The 23229-nt window shown below is 68.8% G+C and carries 20 protein-coding genes; 11 read left to right on the forward strand and 9 right to left on the reverse strand.

All coding sequences use genetic code 11. From position 1 onward, the window contains the following. Window positions 1–56 precede the first annotated feature (56 nt). Window positions 57–332 (forward strand): hypothetical protein, encoded by a 276-nt coding sequence (locus ACZY1G_RS16955; protein WP_463815964.1) that lies wholly within the window; start codon window positions 57–59, stop codon window positions 330–332. Here the strand turns inward: ACZY1G_RS16955 and ACZY1G_RS16960 are convergent. Beyond that, a complete protein-coding gene (locus tag ACZY1G_RS16960; protein ID WP_463815965.1) occupies window positions 299–1207 on the reverse strand; it encodes a DMT family transporter in 909 nt (302 codons plus the stop codon). The genes ACZY1G_RS16955 and ACZY1G_RS16960 overlap by 34 nt on opposite strands. After that, entirely contained in the window at window positions 1197–2060 is an 864-nt protein-coding gene (locus tag ACZY1G_RS16965; RefSeq protein ID WP_463815966.1) for an SDR family oxidoreductase, read from the reverse strand. Before ACZY1G_RS16965 ends, ACZY1G_RS16960 begins: the two co-directional genes overlap by 11 nt. Before the next feature lie 116 nt (window positions 2061–2176). Between ACZY1G_RS16965 and ACZY1G_RS16970 the strand changes: the two genes are divergently transcribed. Beyond that, window positions 2177–3976 carry an alkaline phosphatase family protein gene (locus tag ACZY1G_RS16970; protein ID WP_463823053.1) on the forward strand — a complete coding sequence of 600 codons (1800 nt, stop codon included), beginning with the start codon at window positions 2177–2179 and terminating at the stop codon, window positions 3974–3976. Here ACZY1G_RS16970 and ACZY1G_RS16975 read toward each other — a convergent pair. Then, complete coding sequence (locus tag ACZY1G_RS16975) at window positions 3973–4572, reverse strand: glycoside hydrolase (RefSeq protein WP_463816494.1); 600 nt, start codon at window positions 4570–4572, stop codon at window positions 3973–3975. The genes ACZY1G_RS16970 and ACZY1G_RS16975 overlap by 4 nt on opposite strands. A 190-nt stretch (window positions 4573–4762) precedes the next feature. On the opposite strand from ACZY1G_RS16975, the gene ACZY1G_RS16980 reads away from it, so the two are divergent. Continuing rightward, window positions 4763–6160, forward strand: coding sequence for an amino acid permease (locus ACZY1G_RS16980; protein ID WP_463815968.1), 1398 nt, complete (start codon window positions 4763–4765; stop codon window positions 6158–6160). Window positions 6161–6164: 4 nt separating this feature from the next. Here ACZY1G_RS16980 and ACZY1G_RS16985 read toward each other — a convergent pair whose 3' ends face one another. After that, window positions 6165–6494, reverse strand: coding sequence for a cupin domain-containing protein (locus ACZY1G_RS16985; protein ID WP_463816495.1), 330 nt, complete (start codon window positions 6492–6494; stop codon window positions 6165–6167). Between the two features lie 139 nt (window positions 6495–6633). Between ACZY1G_RS16985 and ACZY1G_RS16990 the strand changes: the two genes are divergently transcribed. The 5 genes from ACZY1G_RS16990 (at window position 6634) to katG (ending at window position 14210) form a co-directional block, all read left to right on the forward strand. Next, window positions 6634–8886, forward strand: coding sequence for an NADP-dependent isocitrate dehydrogenase (locus ACZY1G_RS16990; RefSeq protein WP_463815969.1), 2253 nt, complete (start codon window positions 6634–6636; stop codon window positions 8884–8886). A 166-nt stretch (window positions 8887–9052) separates the two neighbouring features. Next, window positions 9053–10090, forward strand: coding sequence for a hypothetical protein (locus ACZY1G_RS16995; protein WP_463823054.1), 1038 nt, complete (start codon window positions 9053–9055; stop codon window positions 10088–10090). Between the two features lie 53 nt (window positions 10091–10143). After that, complete coding sequence (locus ACZY1G_RS17000) at window positions 10144–11463, forward strand: acyltransferase family protein (protein ID WP_463823055.1); 1320 nt, start codon at window positions 10144–10146, stop codon at window positions 11461–11463. Window positions 11464–11495: 32 nt separating this feature from the next. Next, window positions 11496–11933 (forward strand): Fur family transcriptional regulator, encoded by a 438-nt coding sequence (locus ACZY1G_RS17005; RefSeq protein WP_463823056.1) that lies wholly within the window; start codon window positions 11496–11498, stop codon window positions 11931–11933. A 33-nt stretch (window positions 11934–11966) separates the two neighbouring features. Next, window positions 11967–14210 (forward strand): catalase/peroxidase HPI, encoded by a 2244-nt coding sequence (katG, locus tag ACZY1G_RS17010; RefSeq protein WP_463823057.1) that lies wholly within the window; start codon window positions 11967–11969, stop codon window positions 14208–14210. 76 nt (window positions 14211–14286) lie between these two features. Here the strand turns inward: katG and phoU are convergent, their stop codons facing one another. Continuing rightward, a complete protein-coding gene (phoU, locus tag ACZY1G_RS17015) occupies window positions 14287–14952 on the reverse strand; it encodes a phosphate signaling complex protein PhoU (protein WP_463815974.1) in 666 nt (221 codons plus the stop codon). 45 nt (window positions 14953–14997) lie between these two features. Then, window positions 14998–15648 carry a UdgX family uracil-DNA binding protein gene (locus ACZY1G_RS17020; RefSeq protein WP_463815975.1) on the reverse strand — a complete coding sequence of 217 codons (651 nt, stop codon included), beginning with the start codon at window positions 15646–15648 and terminating at the stop codon, window positions 14998–15000. Window positions 15649–15734: 86 nt separating this feature from the next. Here ACZY1G_RS17020 and ACZY1G_RS17025 point away from each other — a divergent pair, with 86 nt between their 5' ends. After that, the gene (locus ACZY1G_RS17025) at window positions 15735–18086 is read left to right on the forward strand and encodes a Tex family protein (protein ID WP_463823058.1); all 2352 of its coding nucleotides are present in this window, start codon (window positions 15735–15737) and stop codon (window positions 18084–18086) included. A gap of 40 nt (window positions 18087–18126) precedes the next feature. Here ACZY1G_RS17025 and ACZY1G_RS17030 read toward each other — a convergent pair whose 3' ends face one another. Beyond that, window positions 18127–18795, reverse strand: coding sequence for a hypothetical protein (locus ACZY1G_RS17030; RefSeq protein WP_463823059.1), 669 nt, complete (start codon window positions 18793–18795; stop codon window positions 18127–18129). A gap of 242 nt (window positions 18796–19037) precedes the next feature. On the opposite strand from ACZY1G_RS17030, the gene ACZY1G_RS17035 reads away from it, so the two are divergent. Together ACZY1G_RS17035 and ACZY1G_RS17040 are read left to right on the forward strand one after the other, a co-directional pair. Continuing rightward, entirely contained in the window at window positions 19038–20060 is a 1023-nt protein-coding gene (locus ACZY1G_RS17035) for a hypothetical protein (protein ID WP_463823060.1), read from the forward strand. A gap of 36 nt (window positions 20061–20096) precedes the next feature. Next, the gene (locus ACZY1G_RS17040) at window positions 20097–21266 is read left to right on the forward strand and encodes an acyl-CoA dehydrogenase family protein (protein WP_463816496.1); all 1170 of its coding nucleotides are present in this window, start codon (window positions 20097–20099) and stop codon (window positions 21264–21266) included. Window positions 21267–21276: 10 nt separating this feature from the next. Here the strand turns inward: ACZY1G_RS17040 and ACZY1G_RS17045 are convergent, their stop codons facing one another. Together ACZY1G_RS17045 and ACZY1G_RS17050 are read right to left on the reverse strand one after the other, a co-directional pair. Beyond that, complete coding sequence (locus ACZY1G_RS17045; protein ID WP_463815979.1) at window positions 21277–22518, reverse strand: HNH endonuclease signature motif containing protein; 1242 nt, start codon at window positions 22516–22518, stop codon at window positions 21277–21279. 58 nt (window positions 22519–22576) lie between these two features. Continuing rightward, the gene (locus tag ACZY1G_RS17050; protein ID WP_463815980.1) at window positions 22577–23227 is read right to left on the reverse strand and encodes a class I SAM-dependent methyltransferase; all 651 of its coding nucleotides are present in this window, start codon (window positions 23225–23227) and stop codon (window positions 22577–22579) included. Window positions 23228–23229: the final 2 nt, after the last annotated feature.

Genomic DNA, 23229 nt, shown 5'->3' on the forward strand with positions numbered 1-23229 from the left:
CATCGAGGGGTACGGTTCCGCGATGACGAGTTCGCGACCGTACGCAGGAGGCCGACATGCGGCTCACGTACGTCACGATTCTGCCGGCCCTGATCGGTACCGGACTGATCGCTCCGCCGCCGGCAACGGCCGACTGCACCAGCGCTGCAGGCACGATCGTCTGTTCCCAGGGCGATGTGCGCGGTGCCAACACCGGTCAGGGGCCTGGCACGAATGCGCCCTACTACCCCTACCAATGCTGGTACTGCAACGACGGCGGCTGGGGGCTGACGTTCATCATCGAGCGGCCGCACCGACCTCACGGTGACGGCGGCGGAGGCAGAAGAGGCTGAGGCGCAGCAGTTTTCGCGCGCACCGCCAGCAAGCCTCCGCCGATGACCAGCGCCATCCCCGCGTAGGTCGACAGCGCCGGGCTGTGGTGCCACACCAGCCAGTCGATGAGTGCGGTGAACACGATCACCGAGTAGATGAACGGCCCGAGCTTCTCGGCCGGTGCGTACCGGTAGGCGACGATGATCAGCGCCTGCGATGACAACTGTGCGACGCCGACGGCGACCAGCCATGGCCAGGCCGCCGCGGTGATCGGGGCGAAGTCGGCGGCCGCGACCGGCACCGACATCGCCGTGGACAGCAGGAAGTAGTAGAAGAGAATCCGCAGTGTCGGTTCTGTGGCGCCCAGCCACCGCACCGACATCATCGCCACCGCCAGGAGCACCGCGCCGGCGAACGCCGACAGTTCCCCGACACTCAGGCCGTGGCCCTGCGGTCGCAGCACCAGCATCACCCCGGCGAAGCCCACCGCAGCACCGAGCCACGTCGCCGCGGCCACGCGCTGCCGGGTCACCGCCCACGCGATCAGCGGCATCCACAGCGGAGCGCTGTAGGTCAGCAGCGTCGCGTTCGCCAACGGGATCTGTGTGATCGCGAAAAACAGCGCGTACCAACACCCCGTCCCTGCCGCGGCGCGCAGCACATGCAACCCGATCCTGCGGGTCCGCATCGCCGCCCAGCCGTGCCGCAGCGCCACCGGGGCCACCGCCGCCAGGCAGATCGCGTTCTGCGTCAACAGCAGCACTCCCGTCGAGGTGTGCTGCCCCGCGACCTTGGCCAGCGCGCCGACCAGTGCGACACAGAAGAAAGCTGCGGTCGTGAGAAGCGCTCCCGCAGTGAGGTTTTCGGTGCGGTAGCCGATCCGGTCAGCCGGCACCGCGACCGACTGACGGCGCGAGGTTCGGAGTCGAGCGCTTCATGACGCCGTTGAGCAGGCGCGGCGACACGAGGTCGAGTGCTCGCAACGGGAGCATCTTGCGGGGCGCGATGCGCACCGGGCGCCGGCGCGCGGCCTCGACCATCCACTCCGCGGCCTCGTCGGCGCTCAACGCGGCCAAGCCGTCGTATGCCCGCGTCGGGGCGATCATCGGCGTGGCGACCAGCGGGTAGTAGATGGTCGTCGACCGAACCCCCGTGTCGGCCAGCTCGTTGTCGATGACCCGGCTGACCGCGCTCAGCGCGGCCTTCGACGCGTTGTAGACGCCGAACAGCGGCGAGGACTCCGGCATCACGCGCCAACTCGAGATGTTGATGATGTGGCCGTCGCCGCGCGATACCATCCCCGGCGCGATGCCCCTGATCAACCGCAGCGGCGCGTAGTAGTTCAGTGCGATCGTGCGCTCGACGTCATGCCATCGTTCCAACGACTCCAGCAGCGGCCGACGGATGGACCGGCCCGCGTTGTTGATCAGGATGTCCACCGGGCCCGCCTCCGCGGCCAACGCGTCGACGGCATCGAGGTCGGCGAGGTTGGTCGGCATCGCCACTGCGTGCCCGCCCCGCGCCGTGATCCGGGCGACGACGTCGGCGAGCAGGTCCGCCCGGCGCGCGACCACGAGCACCGTGGCCCCGTGGCCCGCCAACTTCTCCGCCGCGACCGCGCCGATCCCCGACGACGCGCCTGTGAGCAGAATCCGCTTGCCGCGCAGTGCCGTTGGTGTACCCGCCGAGAGATGGGGAAGCGGTCGCATGCCGGCCAGCCGGAGGGCGCGGCGCAGCGAGCTCGTCACCGGCTCAACTCTAGGGCCGACACGACGACGATCTGGTCGAATTGCCGCCGCGATCGCCTGACGGGGGCGTAATTTTGCCGTAACACACGCCACGGGGGTCGGCGAAGGGACATTTCATGGGTCAGGCACACACCATCGGACGGGTCGGCGCGCTCGCCGTGACGCTCGGCGTCGGCTGGGCGGTGGCCACCGCCGCCCCCGGCGTCGCGTACGCCGACGAGACCGGCAGCGACACCGCGGTGGCGGCGCCTGCCTCGTCATCAGATGCGTCATCGGAAGCGTCGCAGACCGGGCCCGGCAGGGCCGACGAGCGACGGGCCGCTGCGCAGCAACGCCGCCAAGAAGCGCGCGAGGCTGCCGCGACTCGTCGCGCCGAGCGTCAGGAGGCCCGGCGTGCTCGTTCCGCCGACCGCGACACCGATGGTCCCGAGCGCACCTCGGTAAAGGTCACCAAAGATGGCGAGTCGTCGCGCGCCGATGCTCCGGCCGGTGCGCCGCCGGCAGCGCCGCTCGCGCTGACCACGTTGCTGACGTCCGCTGCCGCCACGCGTGAGGAGCGGACGGCGCAGCGCACCACCGCCGTGCCCCAGGTGAGCGCCCTGGCCGCCGACGACACTCCGAACGTGCTGGTGATCGGCATCGACGGGACCAACCTCAGCAAGATCCTCGCCAATGAGCAGAACACCAACCTGTTCAGCCTCATGCAGGGCGGGACGACCGCGGCATCGACGATCGTCGGGCACACGACGATCTCCAATCCGTCGTGGTCGTCCATCCTGACCGGGGCGTGGGGCGAGAAGACCGGCGTGATCAACAACGTCTTCACGCCCTGGACCTACTCACGATGGCCGACGCTGTTCACCCAGCTCGAGCAGTTCGACAGCAGCATCGAGACCACCGCGATCTCCGACTGGGACGTGATCGCCGGCATCGCGGGCACCGGCGGGGCAGCCGACGTCGACAACAACATCTATTTCACCCAGGTCGCCGGCGACACCGACTGGTCGAAGACCGACGACCGGGTCGGGGACGCCACCGAGGCTGCTATCGCCAACGCCGACCCGGATGTCGCCAACTTCGTGTTCAGTTACTTCGTCGGGGTCGACGAGAACGGCCACATGCACGGCGGCGACTCGACGGAGTACGCCGCAGCCGTCACCAACGTCGACCGCAACATCGGGGAGATCCTCGAGGCGATCCAGACCAGTGGCCAGGAGTGGACGATCATCGTCGTCACCGACCACGGGCACCAGCCGCAGAAGGGCATCGGCCACGGGTTCCAATCGCCGCCCGAGACATCGACATTCGTGATCGCGAACGGGGCAGGATTCGACTCCGGCGCGATCAACCTGACGTATTCGATCGTCGACGTCACCCCCACGGTGCTCACCCTGTTCGGGGGGCAGCCCTCCTCGGACTCGGACGGGGAATCCCTGACCGACCAGGACGACAGCAATGTCCTGCCCGACCCCGGTGAGCTGCGCGCCGACCTCCTCGACATCATCGCCAAGTACGGCTATCCGGACCGGGCCACCGAGGCCAGACTGAGCCTCCGCACCATCGTGACCTCGGTGCCCTACTTCGTGTTCGGCGCGACCAACCAGCTCACCGGCGGTCTGCAGGGTCTCGTCGACCTCGGCATCCCGCTGGTCAGCCTCGTGGCCAAGGTCGCGATCATCCCGATCCAGTTGGGCGGCGACCTCATCTACGTCGCGACGAACCTCGCGGCGCAGATCGTCGCGAAGCTCACCGGTGTCGAGGGCGCGAGCATCTTCCCGCTGTGGCCGCCGGCACCGCCCGCGATCGAGCCTCAGCCCGACGAGACGACGACTCTGGCCGATCTCTTCGCGGTGTGCGGTGACGATCCGGCCTCGGCGAGCTTCCTGGGGTGCAGGGCGCCGAGCATCGCCGTTTAGCGCTGCATCGAGGCGATGAAGTAGGACTCTTTGCCGGTGGGATAGCCGCCGCCGTCGGTGGCGATGTGCACGTGGTCGAAGTGGTTGGCCGTCTCGTTGCCGTAGTCGGCCGTCCAACTCGGCGCGCCGATGCCGGGATAGAGGGCCTGGCGCCAGATCACGTGGAGGACACCCCAGCGCTTCGCGTTGGCGAGGGCATAGCCGGCGATCTGGTTGCCCAGGGCAATGCCCTCGTCGGAGTGGTAGTTCGGGATCATCACGTCGATCGCCAGACCGTTGGGATGCCACTTCAACGGATCCTGCCGATAGCCGCCGATCGTCGTGATCTCCGGGAACATCGCGCTGATCGCGCGGGCCGCCCAGATCGTCTTGACCTGCAACCCGCCTTCAGGCGCGACGCCGCGCGGCAGCGACAGATCGAAGACCCGCGCGTCGATGGGTGCGCTGGCGGCCAGGAGTTCGGCCTTGTCCGGCGGGGGAGCCGCGGGCGACGCCGACGATCCGGCTGGTTTCTCGAGTTGCGGCGCGGAGGTCGGCGCGGCAGCCTTTTCCATGTCCTGCGCGTAGAACATGCCGGCCGACACCACGAGCGACATGATGATCGCCAGCCACCGGCCACGGCCGTTGGCTAACAGTTTCGTGCGCACGAGGTGCACTGTAGCGCCGCGTGCCGCCGCCGCGGGCAATGTTGGAGTGACGGCGCGTTTGAAAGGAAGCAGCCGTGGGCAAGCTGCCTTCCTGTTCTCGGTGCGGGGGGCTCGCGTGGCCCGGACGAAAGGCGGCTCGATGAGCGAAATCAGGACAGAATCTGCACAGGCCGGTACCGAGCGAAAGCTGGGTAACAGCCTGAAATCCCGTCACATCACGATGATCTCCATCGCCGGGATCATCGGGGCCGGTCTGTTCGTCGGTTCCAAGAACGCCATCGCCGAGGCGGGCCCCGCAGTCATCCTCTCCTACATCATGGCCGGCACCCTCGTCGTGCTCGTCATGCGCATGCTGGGGGAGATGGCCACCGCGAACCCGGACACGGGCTCGTTCTCCGTCTACGCCGACCGTGCGCTCGGCGGCTGGGCCGGCTTCTCGATCGGTTGGCTGTACTGGTGGTTCTGGGTTCTCGTCATTCCGGTCGAGGCCACCGCCGCCGCCGACATCCTGACCGGTCTCATCGGTGGCGCGCAATGGATCTGGGCCCTGGCGGTCACGCTGCTGCTGACCATAACCAACCTCGCGAGCGTCGGTAACTACGGCGAGTTCGAATTCTGGTTCGCGCTGATCAAGGTCGTCGCCATCGTCGCGTTCATCGGCGTCGGCGTGGCCGCGATCTTCGGTCTCATCCCCGACTCGCAGGTCAGTGGCATCGACAACCTGTGGCAGCCTGACGGCTTCCTGCCCAACGGGTTCGGCGCCGTCGTCGCCGGCATGCTGATCACGATGTTCTCGTTCATGGGCACCGAGATCGTCACCATCGCGGCCGCCGAATCGCCCGATCCAGAGCACGGGATCACCAAGGCCGTGCGTACGGTGATCTGGCGCATCTCGCTGTTCTACATCGGCTCGATCTTCATCATCGTCTCGCTGATGCCGTACAACGAACTGCCCGACGGGTCCTACCAGTCCACGCTGCAGGCGATCGGCATCCCCGGTTCCGGGCTCATCATGGACATCGTCATCCTCACCGCGGTGGCGTCGTGCCTGAACTCCGCGCTCTACACCGCGTCGCGAATGCTGTTCTCGCTCAGCGAGCGTCACGACGCACCGCAGGCGGTCCGCAAGATCGCAAGCAACGGCGCGCCCTGGGTCGCGGTGCTGGCCTCGACCGCGGTCGGCTTCCTCGCCGTGATCGGCAACTACCTGCTGCCGGAGAAGATCTTCGGCTACCTGCTGGCCACCAGCGGCGCCGTCGCGCTGTTCGTGTACCTCGTGATCGCGATCAGCCAATTCGTCCTCGGCCGGAAGATGCGGGCCGCCGGCGAGCGACCGCCGGTGAAGATGTGGCTGTTCCCGTACCTGACCGTGGTGGTGATCGGACTGATCATCGCGGTGCTGGTGCTGATGGCGTTCGATCCGAAACAGCAGCAGGCCATCGGACTCTCGGTGGTGTCGGCCGTCATCATCGTGGCTCTCGGCGTGATCGTGCACCGGCGCCACGGTGCGGCCGAGGAGTCGGTCGGCACCAGCTGAGGGGTCAGGGCCGTTTGGCCACCGTCAGCAGGATCGCCGCGTCCTCCAGCGCCAGCAGCGAGTGCCGGCTGTCGGGGATCAGCAACAGATCGCCGGCGCGGCCGTCCCATCGGTCGTCGCCGACGACCAATCGGACGGATCCCCGCAGCACGTAGATCGTCGCCTCACCGGGGTTCTCGTGCTCGGCCATCTCCGATCCTGCCGTCATCCCGACCACGGTCTGGCGCAGAATCCGCTCGTGACCGCCCACGACCGTGTCGGCGGCGTTACGGCCGCTGGAGGTCGCCCGCTCGAGCTGCTGTCGGGCCAACGCTTCGATCGACACCTTCTGCATGGATGCCATTCCATGCCCCGCGGCGTCGCGCCGTCAACCAAGGATGTGACCGGACCGGGGAGCACCCCCGTTCGGTAGGCTTCAACCGCCCCGAAACTGACAGATCTCTGACCGCACCTCAACGCCGGGAGGCCACTACATGAGCGCCGAGCAGCCCACCATTTTCTACACCCTGACCGACGAGGCGCCGCTGCTCGCGACCTACGCCTTCCTGCCCGTGGTCCGTGCCTTCGCCGGCGCCGCCGACATCGACGTCAAATCCACCGACATCTCGGTGGCCGCGCGCATCCTCGCCGAGTTCTCCGACCGGCTCACCGAGGAGCAGCGAGTACCCGACAACCTCACCGAGCTGGGCGAACTGACCCAGTTCCCCGAGACCAACATCATCAAGCTGCCGAACATCAGCGCCTCGGTGCCGCAGCTGCTCGCCGCGATCAAAGAACTCAAGGCCAAGGGTTACGACCTGCCCGACTACCCGGGCGAACCGAAGACCGACGACGAGCGCAAGATCAAGGAACGCTACGCGAAGATCCTCGGTAGTGCCGTCAATCCCGTTCTGCGCGAAGGTAATTCAGACCGTCGCGCGCCCAAGGCGGTCAAGGAGTACGCCCGCAAGCATCCGCACAGCATGGGGGAGTGGTCGCAGGCCTCGCGCACGCACGTCGCGACGATGAAGGGCGGCGACTTCTACCACGGTGAGAAGTCGATGACGCTGGACAAGGCGCGCAGCGTTCGAATGGAACTCAAGACCCACCCCAAGGACGGCTCAGCCGGCGAGACCATCGTGCTCAAGCCCGAGGTCAAGCTCGACGAGGGCGACGTCATCGACAGCATGTTCATGAGCAAGAAAGCTCTCATCGAGTTCTACGAGGCGCAGATCGAGGACGCCTACAAGACAGGCGTGATGTTCTCGCTGCACGTCAAGGCCACGATGATGAAGGTCAGCCACCCGATCGTGTTCGGCCACGCCGTCAAGGTGTTCTACAAGGACGCGTTCGCCAAACACCAGGAACTGTTCGACGAGCTGGGCGTCAACGTCAACAACGGTCTGTCCGATCTCTACAGCAAGATCGAGGCCCTGCCCGCCTCGCAGCGTGAGGAGATCATCGAGGACCTGCACAAGTGTCACGAGCACCGGCCCGAGCTCGCGATGGTCGACTCGGCGAAAGGCATCTCCAACTTCCACTCGCCCAGCGACGTCATCGTCGACGCCTCGATGCCGGCGATGATCCGGCTCGGCGGAAAGATGTACGGCGCCGACGGCCGCACCAAGGACACCAAGGCCGTCAACCCCGAGTCGACGTTCTCCCGGATGTACCAGGAGGTCATCAACTTCTGTAAGACCCACGGCCAGTTCGACCCCACCACGATGGGCACAGTGCCCAACGTCGGGCTGATGGCGCAGAAGGCCGAGGAGTACGGCAGCCACGACAAGACTTTCGAGATCGGCGAAGACGGTGTCGCCGACATCGTCGACAACGAGACCGGTGAGGTGCTGCTGAGCCAGAACGTCGAGGCCGGTGACATCTGGCGCATGCCCATCGTCAAGGACGCCCCGATCCAGGACTGGGTCAAGCTGGCGGTGACGCGCGCCCGCGCCTCCGGAATGCCGGTGGTGTTCTGGCTCGACGACGAACGCCCGCACGAGAACGAGTTGCGCGCCAAGGTGAAGAAGTACCTCCGCGACCACGACACCGAGGGTCTGGAGATCACCATCCTGCCGCAGGTGTGGGCCATGCGGTACACGCTCGAGCGGCTGATCCGGGGGCAGGACACCATCTCGGCGACCGGCAACATCCTGCGGGACTACCTGACCGACCTGTTCCCGATTCTCGAGCTCGGCACCAGCGCCAAGATGCTGTCCATCGTGCCGCTGATGGCCGGGGGCGGGCTGTACGAGACCGGCGCCGGCGGCTCGGCACCCAAGCACGTGAACCAGCTGGTGGAGGAGAACCACCTGCGCTGGGATTCCCTGGGCGAGTTCCTCGCACTGGGCGCCAGCTTCGAGGACATGGGTGACAAGGCCGGGAACAAGAAGGCCTCGATCCTGGGCAAGGCTCTCGACGCCGCCATCGGCAAGCTGCTCGACAACAACAAGAGCCCGTCTCGCAAGACCGGTGAGCTCGACAACCGTGGCAGCCAGTTCTATCTGACGATGTACTGGGCGCAGGAACTCGCGGACCAGACCGAGGACTCCGAGCTCGCCGAGCACTTCGGCCCGCTGGCCAAGACGCTCGCGGAGCAGGAGGACACCATCGTCTCCGAACTCAACGCCGTGCAGGGTGAGGCCGTCGACATCGGTGGCTACTACTACCCCGACCGGGAGAAGACCACCGCGGTGATGCGCCCCAGCGAGACGTTCAACAAAGCCCTGGAGTCGCTGCAGAGCTGAGCTCACCCAGCTACACCCCGCGATTCGCCGCTGCGGTTGATTGCGGTTTCGCCACGTTCGGCCACAATTCGGTGTGGTGTGCGTAACATCCGTCGTGGATACGCCGATAAAGGGCCATCACCGGCCGTCGTCAGGGGTAGCTATGCGTGTGGTTATGGGTGTTTCGTTGACCGCCAAGAGTGCGGTGTGGGCGCTTGTCGATGTCAAGGACGGCACCATCCTGGCCGACGAGGTGGTCGGGCTCGATTCGGCGAACGAGATTGCCCGAGCCACGGCGCGCAGCATCCAGGCGTTCGCCCTGCAAAGCCAACGCGACATCGATGGGGTGCGCCTGACGTGGAACGACGACGCACGGGCGCACGGCATCCGGCTGCGCACCAAGCTGCGGCTGTTCGGCTTCGACACCGTCGAGACGGTGACCCAGGAAGCGGCTCGTGAAGGGCGCAACCGCACGGCCCGCCACATCGCCCCGCACCTGGTGCTCGCCTACGGCGCGGCCCGCGCCGATGTGCACGGTGAGGAACACCGCAACGCCCTGGTGCGCCTCGTCTCCCGCGTCCCGCTGCCCGTCTCGGCAGCCGCCGGGGTGATCGCCGTCGCCGGCGTCGGAATCTACGCGCTGACCGGCGGCTTCAGCGCGAGCGCTCCCGTCGTGGAGGCGTCCGCACCGGTGCCGGCACCTGCTGCGGCTCCGCCCGCCGTGCCCGCACCCGTCCCCGCGGTGGCACCGGCGGTTCCCACGCCGGCCCCCGAGGCCGCGCCCGAGACTTTCACCCCCGTCGAATCTGCTCAGGCGTACTCCGCTCCGGCCGTGACGGACTCGGAGCAGGAGGCGCCGACGGCATCGCCTGCGGCAGCAGGCTCCGATGCGACCCCGGTGGCGGCCAGCATCGACACGACGGTCCAACCCGCCGAGACCGCGACGGTGCCACAGGTTGCGACCGTGCAGGAGTCTCAACAGCCCGGCAGCGCGAGTGTCGCGGCGGTCGGCATCACCCCGAGCGACCCGCAGACCATCGGCACGATGATCGGGGAACCGCATCTCACCGGGTCGCAGCTGGCCGCCGGACCGGTGCAGGCCGTCGTCGCCCCGGCGCCTGCGCAGTCGGCCCCGCCGGTCCCGGCGGACACCGCCACCCCGGGCGCTGCCTCCACTCCGGGATCCGGTGGTCCCTTGAGCGCCTTCCTCGAAGCGCTGCCGTAAACAGGGGTAGTAGTACTCATCCGGTCGACCCCGCCCCGCGGCATGCTGGCGTCATGACCGTTTCGATTCCCACCCGCGACCGCGCCGTCGACGTCGCCCGCCTCGCCGCACTCATGGTGGTGATGTTCGGCCACTGCGCGCTGCTGCTCGCGACCATCGACGGGCGGGGCCTGCATGTGGCCAACCTGATCGGTGCGTTGCCGGCAATCGCGCCCGTCACGTGGATCGTGCAGGTGATGCCGCTGTTCTTCCTGGCCGGCGGGGCTGCGGGCAGCTACGGCTACCGCGCGGGAACCCCCTGGGGCACATGGCTTTTCACGAGAGGTCAGCGGCTCTGCCGGCCGGTGTTCTTCTATCTCGCAGTGTGGTCTGTCGGCCTGCTGGCCGTCCAGTTCACGCTCGGCGCGGAATCGGCCGCACGGCTGGGCCGCGAGAGCGTCGCGCTGCTGTGGTTCCTCGGGGTCTACCTGGTGACACTCGCCTTCGTCCCCGCCCTGGTCCGGATGGCCACGCCGCGCACCGTCACCGTCGTGCTCGCCGGTCTCCTCGCGGCCGCCGCGCTCGGTGATGCCGCCCGCTTCGCCCTCGACACTCCCACCGCGGGCGTCACCAACTTCGTCGTCGTCTGGCTCATCCCGATCGTGATCGGCGTCGGATACGCACGGCGGTTGACCAGTGCCCGGTGGGCGGCCTCGATCGGAATCGGGGCCTTCGCCGTCCAACTGGCCCTGGCCGCCGTGGGGCCCTACGACGTGTCGCTGGTGGTCACCGGCAACGAGCAGGTGTCCAACGTGGCCCCGCCGACGCTGCTGCTCGCCCTGCACTGCATCTGGATGTCGTGCGCGTTCGTGCTCGCCGCCGGTGCGCTGCAGCGATGGGCGCTGCGCCCGCGGGTGTGGCGGGTGGTCAGCACGGGCAACGGCGGCGCGATGACGCTCTACCTGTGGCACATCCCGGCGATAGCGGTGGCCGCCTTCGCGCTGCACGCCGTCGGCCTCGACGCGTATCACGTGCACGCGCCGGGGTTCTGGGCCCTGCTGGTGCTGCGCGCGGTCGTGTTCGCCGCCGTGATGGGTGTGCTCTTCGTGGCGCTGTCGCCGCTGGAGCACCGCCCGCTGCCGTGGTGGGACCGGCCGGTGAGCGCCCGCGGCGTCCGCGCCGGAATCACCGGCGCGCTGGTGTGCGCCGCCGGGGTCGCGCTCGTGTTCACCGCCAAGCTGGGGCTCACCGGCTCCGGATGGGCCGCGCTGGCGGTGTTCGTCGCCGCGGTGGTGGCAGCACGGATCAGTGCGGGGGCGGGGACTGCCGGCGGCGGCGCGCCACACAGCGACGTCGCGGAAAACTCTACGCAAAAAATTGGCCCCAAATCTTGATCTAATCCAGAAAACGGGCCAAGATCGAGGAGATGACCGCCGACGGGGACTACGCAGACGCGCTGAAGTCAGCGGGCCTACGCGTGACCCGTCCGCGCATCGCGGTGATGCAGGCGGTCGAGCACCGTCCTCATGCCGACACCGAGGACATCATCACCGCGGCTCGCGACCGGCAGCCCGACATCTCCCGTCAGACGGTCTACGACGCGCTCAACGCCTTGACCGCGACCGGACTCGTGCGGCGGATCCAGCCCGCCGGTCATCTCGCCCGCTACGAAGCCCGAGTGGGCGACAACCACCACCACATCGTGTGCCGGTCGTGCGGTGTGGTGGCCGACGTGGATTGCGCCGTGGGCGAGGCGCCGTGCCTGACCGCGTCGGACGATCTCGGCTTCGACGTCGACGAAGCCGAAGTCATCTTCTGGGGCCTGTGCCCCGACTGCAGCCCGCAGCCCCGATCACATCCGTGATCAGTTCGTCATCCACCACCGAAAGGGAATGTTGTGTCCTCTGATACGTCCGATGCCCGCCCGCCGCAGTCAGACACCAAGACCCACAGCCACAGCGAATCCGAGAACCCGGTCATCGACGCGCCCGAGCCCAAAGCCCATGCGCCGCTGACGAACAAGGACTGGTGGCCGGAGCAGGTCGACGTCTCGGTGCTGCACAAGCAGAACGAGAAGGGCAACCCGCTCGGCGAGGACTTCGACTATGCAGAAGAGTTCGCCAAGCTCGACGTCGAAGCGTTCAAGCGCGACGTCCGCGATGTGGTCACCACCTCGGTGGACTGGTGGCCGGCCGACTACGGCAGCTACGCAGGTCTTTTCATCCGGATGAGCTGGCACGCGGCCGGTACCTACCGCATCTTCGACGGGCGGGGCGGCGCCGGTCAGGGTTCGCAGCGGTTCGCGCCACTGAACAGCTGGCCCGACAACGCCAACCTGGACAAGGCGCGTCGGCTGCTGTGGCCGATCAAGCGCAAGTACGGCAACAAGATCTCCTGGGCCGACCTGATCGCCTACGCCGGCAACGCCGCGCTGGAATCCGCGGGCTTCCAGACCTTCGGCTTCGCCTTCGGTCGCGAGGACATCTTCGAGCCCGAGGAGATGCTGTGGGGCCAGGAGGACACCTGGCTGGGCACCGACAAGCGCTACGACGGCACCAACGACAGCGACCGCAAGCTGGCCGAGCCGTTCGGCGCCACGACCATGGGCCTGATCTACGTCAATCCCGAAGGGCCTGAAGGCAAGCCGGATCCGCTGGCCGCTGCTCACGACATCCGCGAGACCTTCGGGCGCATGGCGATGAACGACGAGGAGACCGCCGCACTGATCGTCGGCGGCCACACGCTCGGCAAGACCCACGGTGCGGCCGACGTCAACGTCGGTCCCGAACCCGAGGGTGCGCCCATCGAGCAGCAGGGCCTGGGCTGGAAGTGCCCGTTCGGCACGGGCAACGCCAACGACACCGTGACCAGCGGTCTCGAGGTCGTGTGGACCGGCACCCCGACCCAGTGGAGCAACGGCTACCTGGAGATCCTCTACGGCAACGAATGGGAGCTGACCAAGAGCCCGGCCGGCGCCTGGCAGTTCGAGGCCAAGGACGCCGAGGCGACGATCCCGGATCCGTTCGGCGGCCCGCCACGCAAGCCCACCATGCTGGTCACCGATGTCTCGATGCGCGTCGATCCCATCTACGGCCAGATCACCCGGCGGTGGCTCGACCACCCCGAAGAGATGAACGCGGCGTTCGCCAAGGCGTGGTACAAGCTCATGCACCGCGACATGGGCCCCATCAGCCGCTACCTCGGACCGTGGGTGGCCGAGCCGCAGCTGTGGCAGGACCCGGTGCCCGCGGTGGACCACGAACTGGTCGACGAGTCGGACATCGCGTCGCTGAAGAGCACCATCCTGGCCTCGGGGCTGTCCGTGCCGTCACTCGTCAAGACCGCGTGGGCGTCGGCGGCCAGCTTCCGCGGCACCGACAAGCGCGGTGGCGCCAACGGTGCGCGCCTGCGCCTGGAGCCGCAGCGCAACTGGGAGGTCAACGAGCCGGCCGAGCTGGCCAAGGTGCTGCCGGCCCTGGAGAAGATCCAGCAGGACTTCAACGCCTCGGCCAGCGGCGGTAAGAAGATCTCGCTGGCCGACGTGATCGTGCTGGCGGGCTCGGCGGCGATCGAAAAGGCCGCCAAGGACGGCGGATTCGACATCGACGTCCACTTCGCCCCCGGACGCACCGACGCATCGCAGGAGCAGACCGACGTCGAATCGTTCGCCGTACTGGAGACCCGTGCCGACGGGTTCCGAAACTACGTACGACCCGGCGAGAAGACACCGGTCGAAAAGCTGCTCGTGGACAAGGCGTACTTCCTCGACCTCACCGCACCGGAGATGACCGCACTCATCGGCGGCCTGCGCGTGATCGGCGCCAACCACGGCGGCAGCAAGCACGGGGTCTTCACCGACACCCCAGGTGCGCTGACCAACGACTTCTTCACCAACCTGCTCGACATGAGCACCGAGTGGAAGCCGTCGGTCAACACCGAGAACGTCTACGAGGGCCGCGACCGTGCCACCGGTGACGTCAAGTGGACCGCGACCGCCAACGACCTGGTCTTCGGGTCGAACTCGGTGCTGCGGGCCGTCGCCGAGGTCTACGCCCAGGACGACAGCAAGGGCAAGTTCGTCGAGGACTTCGTCGCCGCGTGGGTCAAGGTGATGAACAACGACCGGTTCGACCTGCGGTAGGTCCCCCGGGTCTGTGGCTGATGAGCGCCCACACCGTTCTCCCGAGAACGGTGTGGGCGTTCTCGTCTCTGCCGCGCTAGGCGAACCGGACCGGATCCCCGGTCAGCGCGGTGCCGGTGGCCTGGAAGTAGACGCGGCGCGCGATCTCGACGGCGTGGTCGGCGAAACGTTCGTAGAACCTGCCCAGCAGCACCATGTCCGCGGCGACCAGCGGCCCGTGCTGCCACTGAGGTGCTGCCACCCGGACGAAGAGCTGCCGATGAAGGTCGTCCATCCGTTCGTCGTCCGCGCAGACCCGCTCCGCCAGCACCGGATCGAGGGAGCGCACCGCATCGGCAGCCTCGCCCGCCATCCGCACCGCGGTCGTCCCCATCTCGGCGAACAGATCGGCGACCTCGGCGGGCGCCGCGTGTTCCGGGTGGCTTCGCGTCGCGGTACGGGCCACGTGGGAGGCCAACGCACCCATCCGGTCGGCGTCGGCGCCGATGTGCAGCGCCGCCACCACCGTGCGCAGATCGCGTGCCACCGGCGCCTGCAGCGCCAGCAGGCGATAGGCGCGGTCGTTGACCGACACCGCCAACGACGTCAGCTGTGTGAGGTCCGCGCGCAGATGCTGCGCTTCTGCTGCATCTGCGTCGAGCAGCGCGGTGGTGGCCGCCTGCATCATGGCCGACGCGCGATCGCACATCAGGGCGAGATCGCTCACCAGCGAGTCGAGTGTGTCGTGGAAGTCGTTGCGCATGGGGGCCTCGGTGTCAGTCCGTACCCCGTCGCGCCACCGCCAAACTCACGACAGCCGGCTGGCCGCGACGCGAAGATCGGCGACCAGAGACGCGAACGACGCGTCACGCGCATCGGCGGGCCCGCGCAGCACCGCCGACGGATGCAGGGTCGCGACGACGGCGGGGTCGCGGTCGGCGACGGCGGGGTCGCGGTCGGGGAGGCGCAGCACCTCTCCGCGATGCTCCGTCAGCCGAAAGTCGTTGCCCAGCAACGACTTCGCTGCGGTCGCACCGAGCAGAACGACAACCTCGGGATCGACGGCACGCAGTTCGGCCAGCAGCCAGGGCCGGCAGGACACCACCTCGGTGCGGCTGGGCGTCTTGTGGATACGGCGCGCGCCGCGCTCGGCGGTGGTGAACTTGAAGTGCTTGACGGCATTCGTGACGTACAGGGCCTCACGATCGATCCCGGCCTCGCGCAGCGCTCTGTCCAGCAGCCGCCCGGCGGGCCCGACGAACGGCTCGCCTTTCCTGTCCTCCTGGTCGCCGGGCTGCTCGCCGATCGCCATGAGCCTGGCTCCGGCCGGGCCCTCTCCGAAGACGGTCTGGGTGGCATGCTGATGCAGATCGCAGCCGCGGCAGCCGCGCGCGGCGGCGGCGAGGTCGTCGAGGTCGGTGCTCGGCGGCAGGAAGTCCGCGGCGGTGACGGAGGACACGCGGCTGGGATACCCACGATCATCCGCCGGACACGCCCCGTGTGTGCGCCGGGGTGCTGTCGGGAGGGTTCGGTAGGGTCTGCGCCGTGACAACGAGCTCGGCACCGATTCGCCGCCCGAAACCCGTAACCGCCCGTCTCGCTGAGGAACTGGCCGTAGGGGAGGGCCAGGTCACCGCCGCTGTCCGGCTGCTGGACGAGGGCGCGACCGTGCCGTTCATCGCCCGCTACCGCAAGGAAGTGACCGGCAGCCTCGATGACGGTCAACTGCGCACGCTGGCTGACCGGTTGGCCTACCTGCGCGAGCTCGACGAGCGCCGTGACGCGGTGCTCGCCTCGATCCGCGAACAGGGCAAGCTGACCGACGCCCTCGCCGACGCGCTGATGGCCGCCGACACCAAGGCCCGCGTCGAGGACATCTACCTTCCCTACAAACCCAAGCGCAGGACAAAGGCGCAGATCGCGCGCGAAGCCGGGCTCGAACCGCTGGCCGACCGGTTGCTCGCCGATCCCACGCTGGTTCCCGAGCAGGTCGCCGCGGAGTTCGTCGGGGCCGAGGTGTCAGACGCCGCCGGGGCGCTCGACGGTGCCCGGCACATCCTCGTCGAGCGAGCCGCCGAGAACGCCGAACTGGTCGGCCAGGTGCGCGAGCACTTCTGGCAGCAGGGCACGGTGCGGACGCGGGCCGCCTCTGACGCCGTTGCAGCGACGCCGAAGGCGCAGAAGTTCTCCGATTACTTCGACTTCGCGGAGCCGCTGACCGCGATGCCGTCACACCGGGTGCTCGCCGTGCTGCGCGGCGAGAAAGAAGAGGTGCTCGCAGTCACCGTCGACGGCGGGGACGAAGCCGAGTACCAGGCAATGATCGCCCGCGCGCTCGATGTGGACCTGACCGCCGGCGCTGGCGCCACCCAATGGCTGGCTGGCGTCGTCGGATTCGCGTGGCGTACGCGGCTGTCGGTGTCGGCGTCGGTGGACGCGCGGGTCCGGTTGCGGCTGCGCGCCGAAGCCGACGCGGTGACGGTGTTCGCCCGCAACTTGAAAGACCTGCTGCTCGCGGCCCCGGCCGGAAACCGCACCACGCTCGGTCTTGACCCCGGTTTCCGGACCGGGGTCAAGGTGGCCGTCGTCGACGGCACCGGCAAGGTGCTCGAGACGTGCGCCGTCTTCCCGCACCAGCCGCAGAAGCAGTGGGACACCGCCAAGGCGACGCTGGCCGCCTTGGTTGCGCGGCACCGTGTCGAGCTGATCGCTATCGGCAACGGCACCGCATCCCGCGAAACCGATGCGCTGGCAACCGAATTGATCGCCGACATCCGGGCGGCGGGTGCGGCGGCACCCACGAAGGCCGTCGTCAGCGAGGCGGGAGCTTCCGTGTATTCGGCGTCGGCCTACGCCGCACACGAGCTGCCCGAACTCGACGTCACGCTGCGCGGTGCGGTGTCCATCGCGCGCCGGCTGCAGGATCCGCTGGCCGAACTGGTCAAGATCGAACCCAAGTCGATCGGCGTCGGCCAGTACCAGCACGACGTGACCCCCGGCATCCTGGCCCGCAGTCTCGGTGCCGTGGTCGAGGACGCCGTGAACGCGGTCGGGGTCGACGTGAACACCGCCTCGGTACCGCTGCTGGCTCGGGTGTCCGGTATCACCGAGACGCTCGCCGAGTCGATCGTCTCGCACCGGGACCGCACCGGCCCCTTCCGCAGCCGCCGCACGCTGTTGGAGGTGCCGCGCCTGGGCCCCAAGGCGTTCGAGCAGTGTGCCGGCTTCCTGCGGATCCGTGACGGCGAGGATCCTCTGGACAGCTCTGGTGTGCATCCGGAGTCCTACCCGGTGGTGCGTCGCATTCTCGACCGGGCGGGGGTGAGTCTGGCCGAGATCATCGGCAATCGGCGTGCGCTGCAATCGGTTCGGCCCGCCGAGATCGCCGACGAGCGGTTCGGCGTGCCGACCGTGACCGACATCCTCGCCGAACTCGAGAAGCCCGGTCGCGACCCCCGGCCCGAGTTCACCACGGCGAGCTTCGCCGCGGGCGTGGAGAAGGTGGCCGATCTGAAGGAGGGGATGATCCTCGAGGGCGTGGTGACCAACGTCGCCGCGTTCGGCGCTTTCGTCGACGTCGGGGTGCACCAGGACGGGCTGGTGCACGTCTCGGCCATGTCCGACCGCTATGTGTCCGACCCGCACGAGGTGGTGCGCTCAGGCCAGGTGGTGAAGGTGAAGGTGGTCTCCATCGACGTGGAGCGGCAGCGGATCGGGTTGACTCTGCGGCTCGACGAGAAGACCCGTGCGCCCCGCAAGGACTCGGGTCCACGGACGGCGCCGAAGCGTGGGTCGGAGCAGCGGCCACGTCGCGAGGCCGGCGCGCAGCGGAAGGGGAGCGGCAGCGGGGGTGGGTCGATGGCGGACGCTCTGCGCGCCGCCGGTTTTGGGCGGTGACCACGGCCCCGCGATCAGCCCGTTCGGCCAGCCGGTTCGGTCAGCCGAGATAGACGGGACCGGCGGGATAGCCGCCGCCCACCGTGGCAATGTGCACGTGGTTGTAGTGGTTGGCGTTGTCGGAGCCGAGATCGGTCATGCCGTGCGGAGTGCCGTGCGCCGGATACATCGTCTGCCGCCAGATCACGTGCGCCACTCCGAGCCGGTCGGCGTTGCTCAATGCGAACGCCACGATGGCGTCGCCGAGAGCGATGCCGTCGGGGGAGCTGTAGTCGGGGATCATCACGTCGACGGCCAGGCCGTCGGGGTGCCACCTCAGCGAGTCGGGGCGGACCCCGCCGATGCTCTGGATCTCGGGGAAGATCGCGCTGACCGCGCGGGCGACCAGGATGGTCTTCACCTGCATGCCCGCCTCGGAGCCGACCGTGCCGGGCAGCGCCGCATCGAGGGTGCGGTGCATCGACCGCGAGCTCGCAAGCCGCAGGCCCTCGTCGGCGGGGGTGCTGCGGTAGTCGGCGATCGGCGACGCGAGAGCGATGACCGAGGCACAGCACGGCGCTGCCGTCGGGGGCTCGGCGGCGGGGGGTGAATCCGGGGTGTGGATCGAATCGGCTCCGGAGCAGAGCAGCGCCAGCGCGGGCAGGACAACTGCAGCGGCAGGCGCCGCCCACCGATGGCGGCGCTCAGAAGCTAAGCGGTGTCTACCCACGGGCCTGCACGTTACCGCGCCAACGGGGGTGTCCAGCAAATTCGGGGTGGCGCCGACCGGTAAGGAGCCGGATCGCCCGATAGGCAGCCACCGGCTCGAAGCCGCTGGTCACACGCTTGGCGCGCGAGATCTGGCCGTCGGCGTTAGGCTCCCCGTCGGCGGCTTCGTATGGCCGGTGTAACACCGGTTCTGGGTCGCCCGATGAACCACAGACACCGGCTTCGACACCCGAAGGAGATGCCGTGGGCGCAGTTCTGGGGTTGTCGTTGACCAGCACCGAGGTGACCTGGGCGCTGGTGAACGAAGCCGACCGCACTGTCGTCGACCACGACTCATTGGAGTTCGATGCGGGCACCGATGTCGACACCGACATCGCCCGCCTCGCCGCCCGCGGCGGCCACGGCCTGGCTCGGGCATGCGGGCTCGACGTCGATCGGCTGCGCCTGGTGTGGACCCCCGACGCCGAAGCGTGTGGGCGGCGGTTGCGCACCGACCTGAGCACACTCGGCGTGACCGTCGACGCCGTGCCGCTGGCATGCGCGACCCGCGTGCTCATCGATCCTGACGACAGCGACATGCCACCCCTGGTGGCACTGGCCTACGGCGCGGCGCTGGCCGACGTCGACCCCGCCGAGGCGATCACCGTGGCGCTGCCCCGTGTCGTCGCGCGTCGAAAGCGACCCACCCGGGTGCTCGCCGCCGCGATGGGGGTGGCTGCTGCGGCCGCCGTCGGCGTCGTCTTCCTGACCGCCGGATCGGTGCCCGACGTCGCACCGGCAGCGGCCAGTGCGCCGGCCGCCGACCCGGGATGGGTCAGTGTCACCGCGCCGGTCGACGCTGCTGCGGAGCCGGCGCGCAAGATCGTCACCGCCCCGTCGCCGACATATTCCGCCGTTCCCGCCTATGTGGCAGCGCCCCTTGCTGCCGCAGCGCCCGTTGCTGCAGCTCCGGTCGCTGCGCCGGCGCCCGCGGCTCTCGCCGCATCGGCAGCCGTCCCGGCCGTCGACGCGCTCCCGCCACCCGACGCACTACCCGGCCCCGCGCCGACTGCGACCCCCGAGACGCCGGCCATCGAAGCGCTCCCGCAGACGGCCGTCGACGCGGCGGCTCCGTCGGCCGAACCGCATCTCCCTGTCTCCGCTCAACAGCACCTGCCCGGTGCGGAGCCGCTCCTCGCGCCGCTGCCCGGCCCTGAAGCCGAGACGCCTGCGCTGCCCGAACCGGAGATGACAGTTCCGGTGAATGTGTTCACCGCGGTGCCCTGACGCGTTACCGTCGAGGCCGTGACAGCGGTCCCGCAGATGGCACGTGACGACCTCGTCGGGTTGGCGCGTGGCATGAGAGAACTGGTGCGTGAGCAGGCTGCCGAGTCGGAGCGCCAGCGCACGCTGAGCCGCAGCGTCGTCGATGCAATGTGGTCGACGGGTCTGATGTCGGCATTCAACCCTGCGCCTGCAGGTGGCGCAGAGCCGTCGTTTGCCCAGATGATCGAGACCTGGATCGAAATGGCTTGGCAGGACGGTTCTTTTGGCTGGGTCGGGATCGCGAATCTGCCATCGTCGTTCGCCGCCGCCACGTATCTGCCCGATGACGGTTTCGCGGAGGTGTTCAGCGCGAACGACAACCACGTCACGATGGGCGGGCAGTTCTTCCCGAATGGCCAGGGCGTCGCGGTCGACGGCGGATACCGGCTCACCGGCTCGTGGAGTTTCGGTTCCGGTACCGGGCACGCCGAGTACGTCGCCGCGGGTTTCCTGCCGATGGTCGACGGCGAGATGCAGTGGATCAGCGAGGGCGTGCCCGACATGCGGGTGGCGATCGTGCCGCGTGCCGACGTCGAGTTCACCGACGGCTGGCATGTGCAGGGGCTCAAGGCAACCGGCTCCTATGACTACGCCATCACCGACGTGTTCGTGCCGCACGGCCGCACGTTCGCGCTCTTCACCCGGGAACCGCGACGGGGGACGTCGCCCGCCACGCGGATGGGCATGATGCCGGTGACCGCCGCCGGACATGCCGCCTGGGCGCTGGGGGTGGCCAAGAGCATGCTCGACGACGTCGCCGAACTGGCCGCCACGAAGTTCCGGATGAGCGACATGGCCGCGCTCGCGACGCGACCGACGTTCCAGAAGGGGCTCGCCCGGCACGTCGCCGCGTGGCGGGCGGCCCGACTGCTGGTCCTCGACGCGTTCGGCACCGCGGAGGCTGCGGTCGCCGCCGGCGATGAGCTCACCCCTACGATGCGGGCCGACATGCGCGTGGCCGCCGTGCACGCCACCGACACCGCCCGCGAATGCGCCGAATGGGCGCACCTGGCCGCGGGCACGACGGCGATTCGCGAGGGCAGCCGCCTCGAGCGCGCGTTCCGCGACATCTACACGGGCACCCAGCACGCGTTCATCAGCGAGAAGGTCGCGATCGACGCGGCATCGGTGTGGCTCGGCATCGTCGAGGACCAGTTCGGACTCTGACTCAGCCTGTTCATGGTTCGTAGGGCTGGTACCACCACCAGTTGGCGCGTTCGCCGGTGGGCCCGGAACAGGGTGCGACGTCCGGTGGGGGTTGGGTGGGTGGCCGGGCCAGGGAGGCTGAGGTGAGGGTGTGGCCGGCGGCGTCGGTGACGACGAGGTGGTCGGCGGGTCCGGTGATCGTGATCAGGCCGCGGTGATGGGCCCGAAGGTGATACGGGCAGACCAGCGCGAGATTCCACAGTTCGGTGGGTCCGCCGTCTTCCCAGTGCACGAGGTGGTGAGCGTGCAGCGCCCGGGTGGCCCCGCAGCCGGGCATCACACAACAGCGATCACGATGTTCCACGGCGCGGCGCAGCCGCCGGTTCACCGTGCGAGTCGTCCGCCCGGCCCCGATCACCCGCCCGTCGCGGTGCACCCACGCCTCACACGTCGCATCACAGGACAAGTACCGACGATCGGCGTCACTTAGCAGCGGCCCCAGATGCAGCGCGGCCACCCGGGTGGCGGCGTCGACGTGCACCACCACGGTGGTGCGCTGCCCGTGCGGACGCGCCGCCGCCTCGGCGTCCCAGCTCGCGTCGACCAGCCGCAGAAACGCCGCCGCGGTGGTCGGCATCGCCGCCCGCCCGTCGGGGTCGGCGGCCGTCCACTCGGTGATCAGTGCATCGCGATGCGAGGCCAGCGCCGCCTCGAACGCGGCGGCCTCGACATGGGGCAGCGCGATCTGCCAATAGGTGTACTGCTCATCGGAGGTCGAGGTGATCGACACCTGCGGCCCCGGATCGACGACGGGCACGCCGTCCTCATCCTCTGCCTCGTCGTCGGGCCGCGGTTCCGGGATGGGTTTGGGTTGCATCTTCAACGCGGTCCGCAACTGAGACACCGTCGCGCATCGGGCCATGGTCGCGAAATGGGCGTCGGAGCCGGGAAGACCGTGTTCGGCGATCACCCCGACCTGATCCACGGAGAACCGACCCTGTGCCAGACCCTCGACACACTGCGGGAATTCGTCGTAGCGGGCCGCAATCGCCGCGATCGTCTGCCCCCGCGACCGCGACACCCCCGCTTTCCACGCCACCCAGCCCGCCGTCGACCGCGCCCCGGCCGCCGCCCACAACTCATCGCGGTCGATCTCCGCGGCGATCTCCACGATCCGCGCATCGATCGCGTTACGCTGCCCCGTCAGCTCCGCCAACTCCTCATGCAGCACCGACAACCGCTCATCGATTGCCAGCGAACTGCTCGGAGACATGACCCCAATCTCCCAACAGCCACTGACAATTCGGCCCGACAGACGAGCTAGCTGGGGATCAAATCGGCGTTGGGGACAACTCGCCCACGGTGATGAGGTCGGAGAGGACCTGGGTCCACAGCGGGCGGTGCACGCGGTGCTGATCGGCGACGGTGAAGCCGGCGTCGGTGAACAGCCGTCGCATCGCCGCCGGATCCGGCGCTTCATACGCCGGCAGCCGTACCGCGGCCAGCATCTCGACCGGCACCAGTCGGCGCGGACTCAGCGTCGCGACCGCCGCGACACCACCGGGCGAGAGCACCCGACGGAACTCCCGCAGTGCCGCAGGCTGATTGAACCAGTGGAACGCCGACGTGCTCACCACCGCGTCGAGGCTGCCGTCGGCGAACGGCAGCTGCTCGGCCGGCGCCCGCAGCCAGTTCACCTTTGTCGAGCGCCGCTGGGCCTCGGCAAGCATGCCGTCAGACAGATCCACTCCGCTGACCTCGGCGCCCGTCACCTCACGAGCGATCCGGTCGGCGAGAATCCCTGTGCCGCAACCGACATCGGCGATCTGCCGGGCGCCGCGAGCCTGCAGCAGCGCGATCATCTCGTCCTGGGCCGGCCGGTACACCCACCGCTGCACCACGGCCGTGTCATAGACCGGCGCCGCGACACTCCAGAACCCGGTGACCGCCTCGTTGAACCGTCTCCGAGCGGCCGACGGCACGG

The organism is Mycobacterium sp. IDUB_5, from assembly GCF_055419565.1.

Coding starts and splice junctions, on each gene's coding strand:
- ACZY1G_RS16955 (WP_463815964.1), top strand. CDS start 57: ATGCGGCTCACGTACGTCACGATTCTGCCGGCCCTGATCGGTACCGGA.
- ACZY1G_RS16970 (WP_463823053.1), top strand. CDS start 2,177: ATGGGTCAGGCACACACCATCGGACGGGTCGGCGCGCTCGCCGTGACG.
- ACZY1G_RS16975 (WP_463816494.1), bottom strand. CDS start 4,572: ATGTCGCTCGTGGTGTCGGCCGGCATGTTCTACGCGCAGGACATGGAA.
- ACZY1G_RS16980 (WP_463815968.1), top strand. CDS start 4,763: ATGAGCGAAATCAGGACAGAATCTGCACAGGCCGGTACCGAGCGAAAG.
- ACZY1G_RS16985 (WP_463816495.1), bottom strand. CDS start 6,494: ATGCAGAAGGTGTCGATCGAAGCGTTGGCCCGACAGCAGCTCGAGCGG.
- ACZY1G_RS16990 (WP_463815969.1), top strand. CDS start 6,634: ATGAGCGCCGAGCAGCCCACCATTTTCTACACCCTGACCGACGAGGCG.
- ACZY1G_RS17000 (WP_463823055.1), top strand. CDS start 10,144: ATGACCGTTTCGATTCCCACCCGCGACCGCGCCGTCGACGTCGCCCGC.
- ACZY1G_RS17005 (WP_463823056.1), top strand. CDS start 11,496: ATGACCGCCGACGGGGACTACGCAGACGCGCTGAAGTCAGCGGGCCTA.
- phoU (WP_463815974.1), bottom strand. CDS start 14,952: ATGCGCAACGACTTCCACGACACACTCGACTCGCTGGTGAGCGATCTC.
- ACZY1G_RS17040 (WP_463816496.1), top strand. CDS start 20,097: ATGGCACGTGACGACCTCGTCGGGTTGGCGCGTGGCATGAGAGAACTG.
- ACZY1G_RS17045 (WP_463815979.1), bottom strand. CDS start 22,518: ATGTCTCCGAGCAGTTCGCTGGCAATCGATGAGCGGTTGTCGGTGCTG.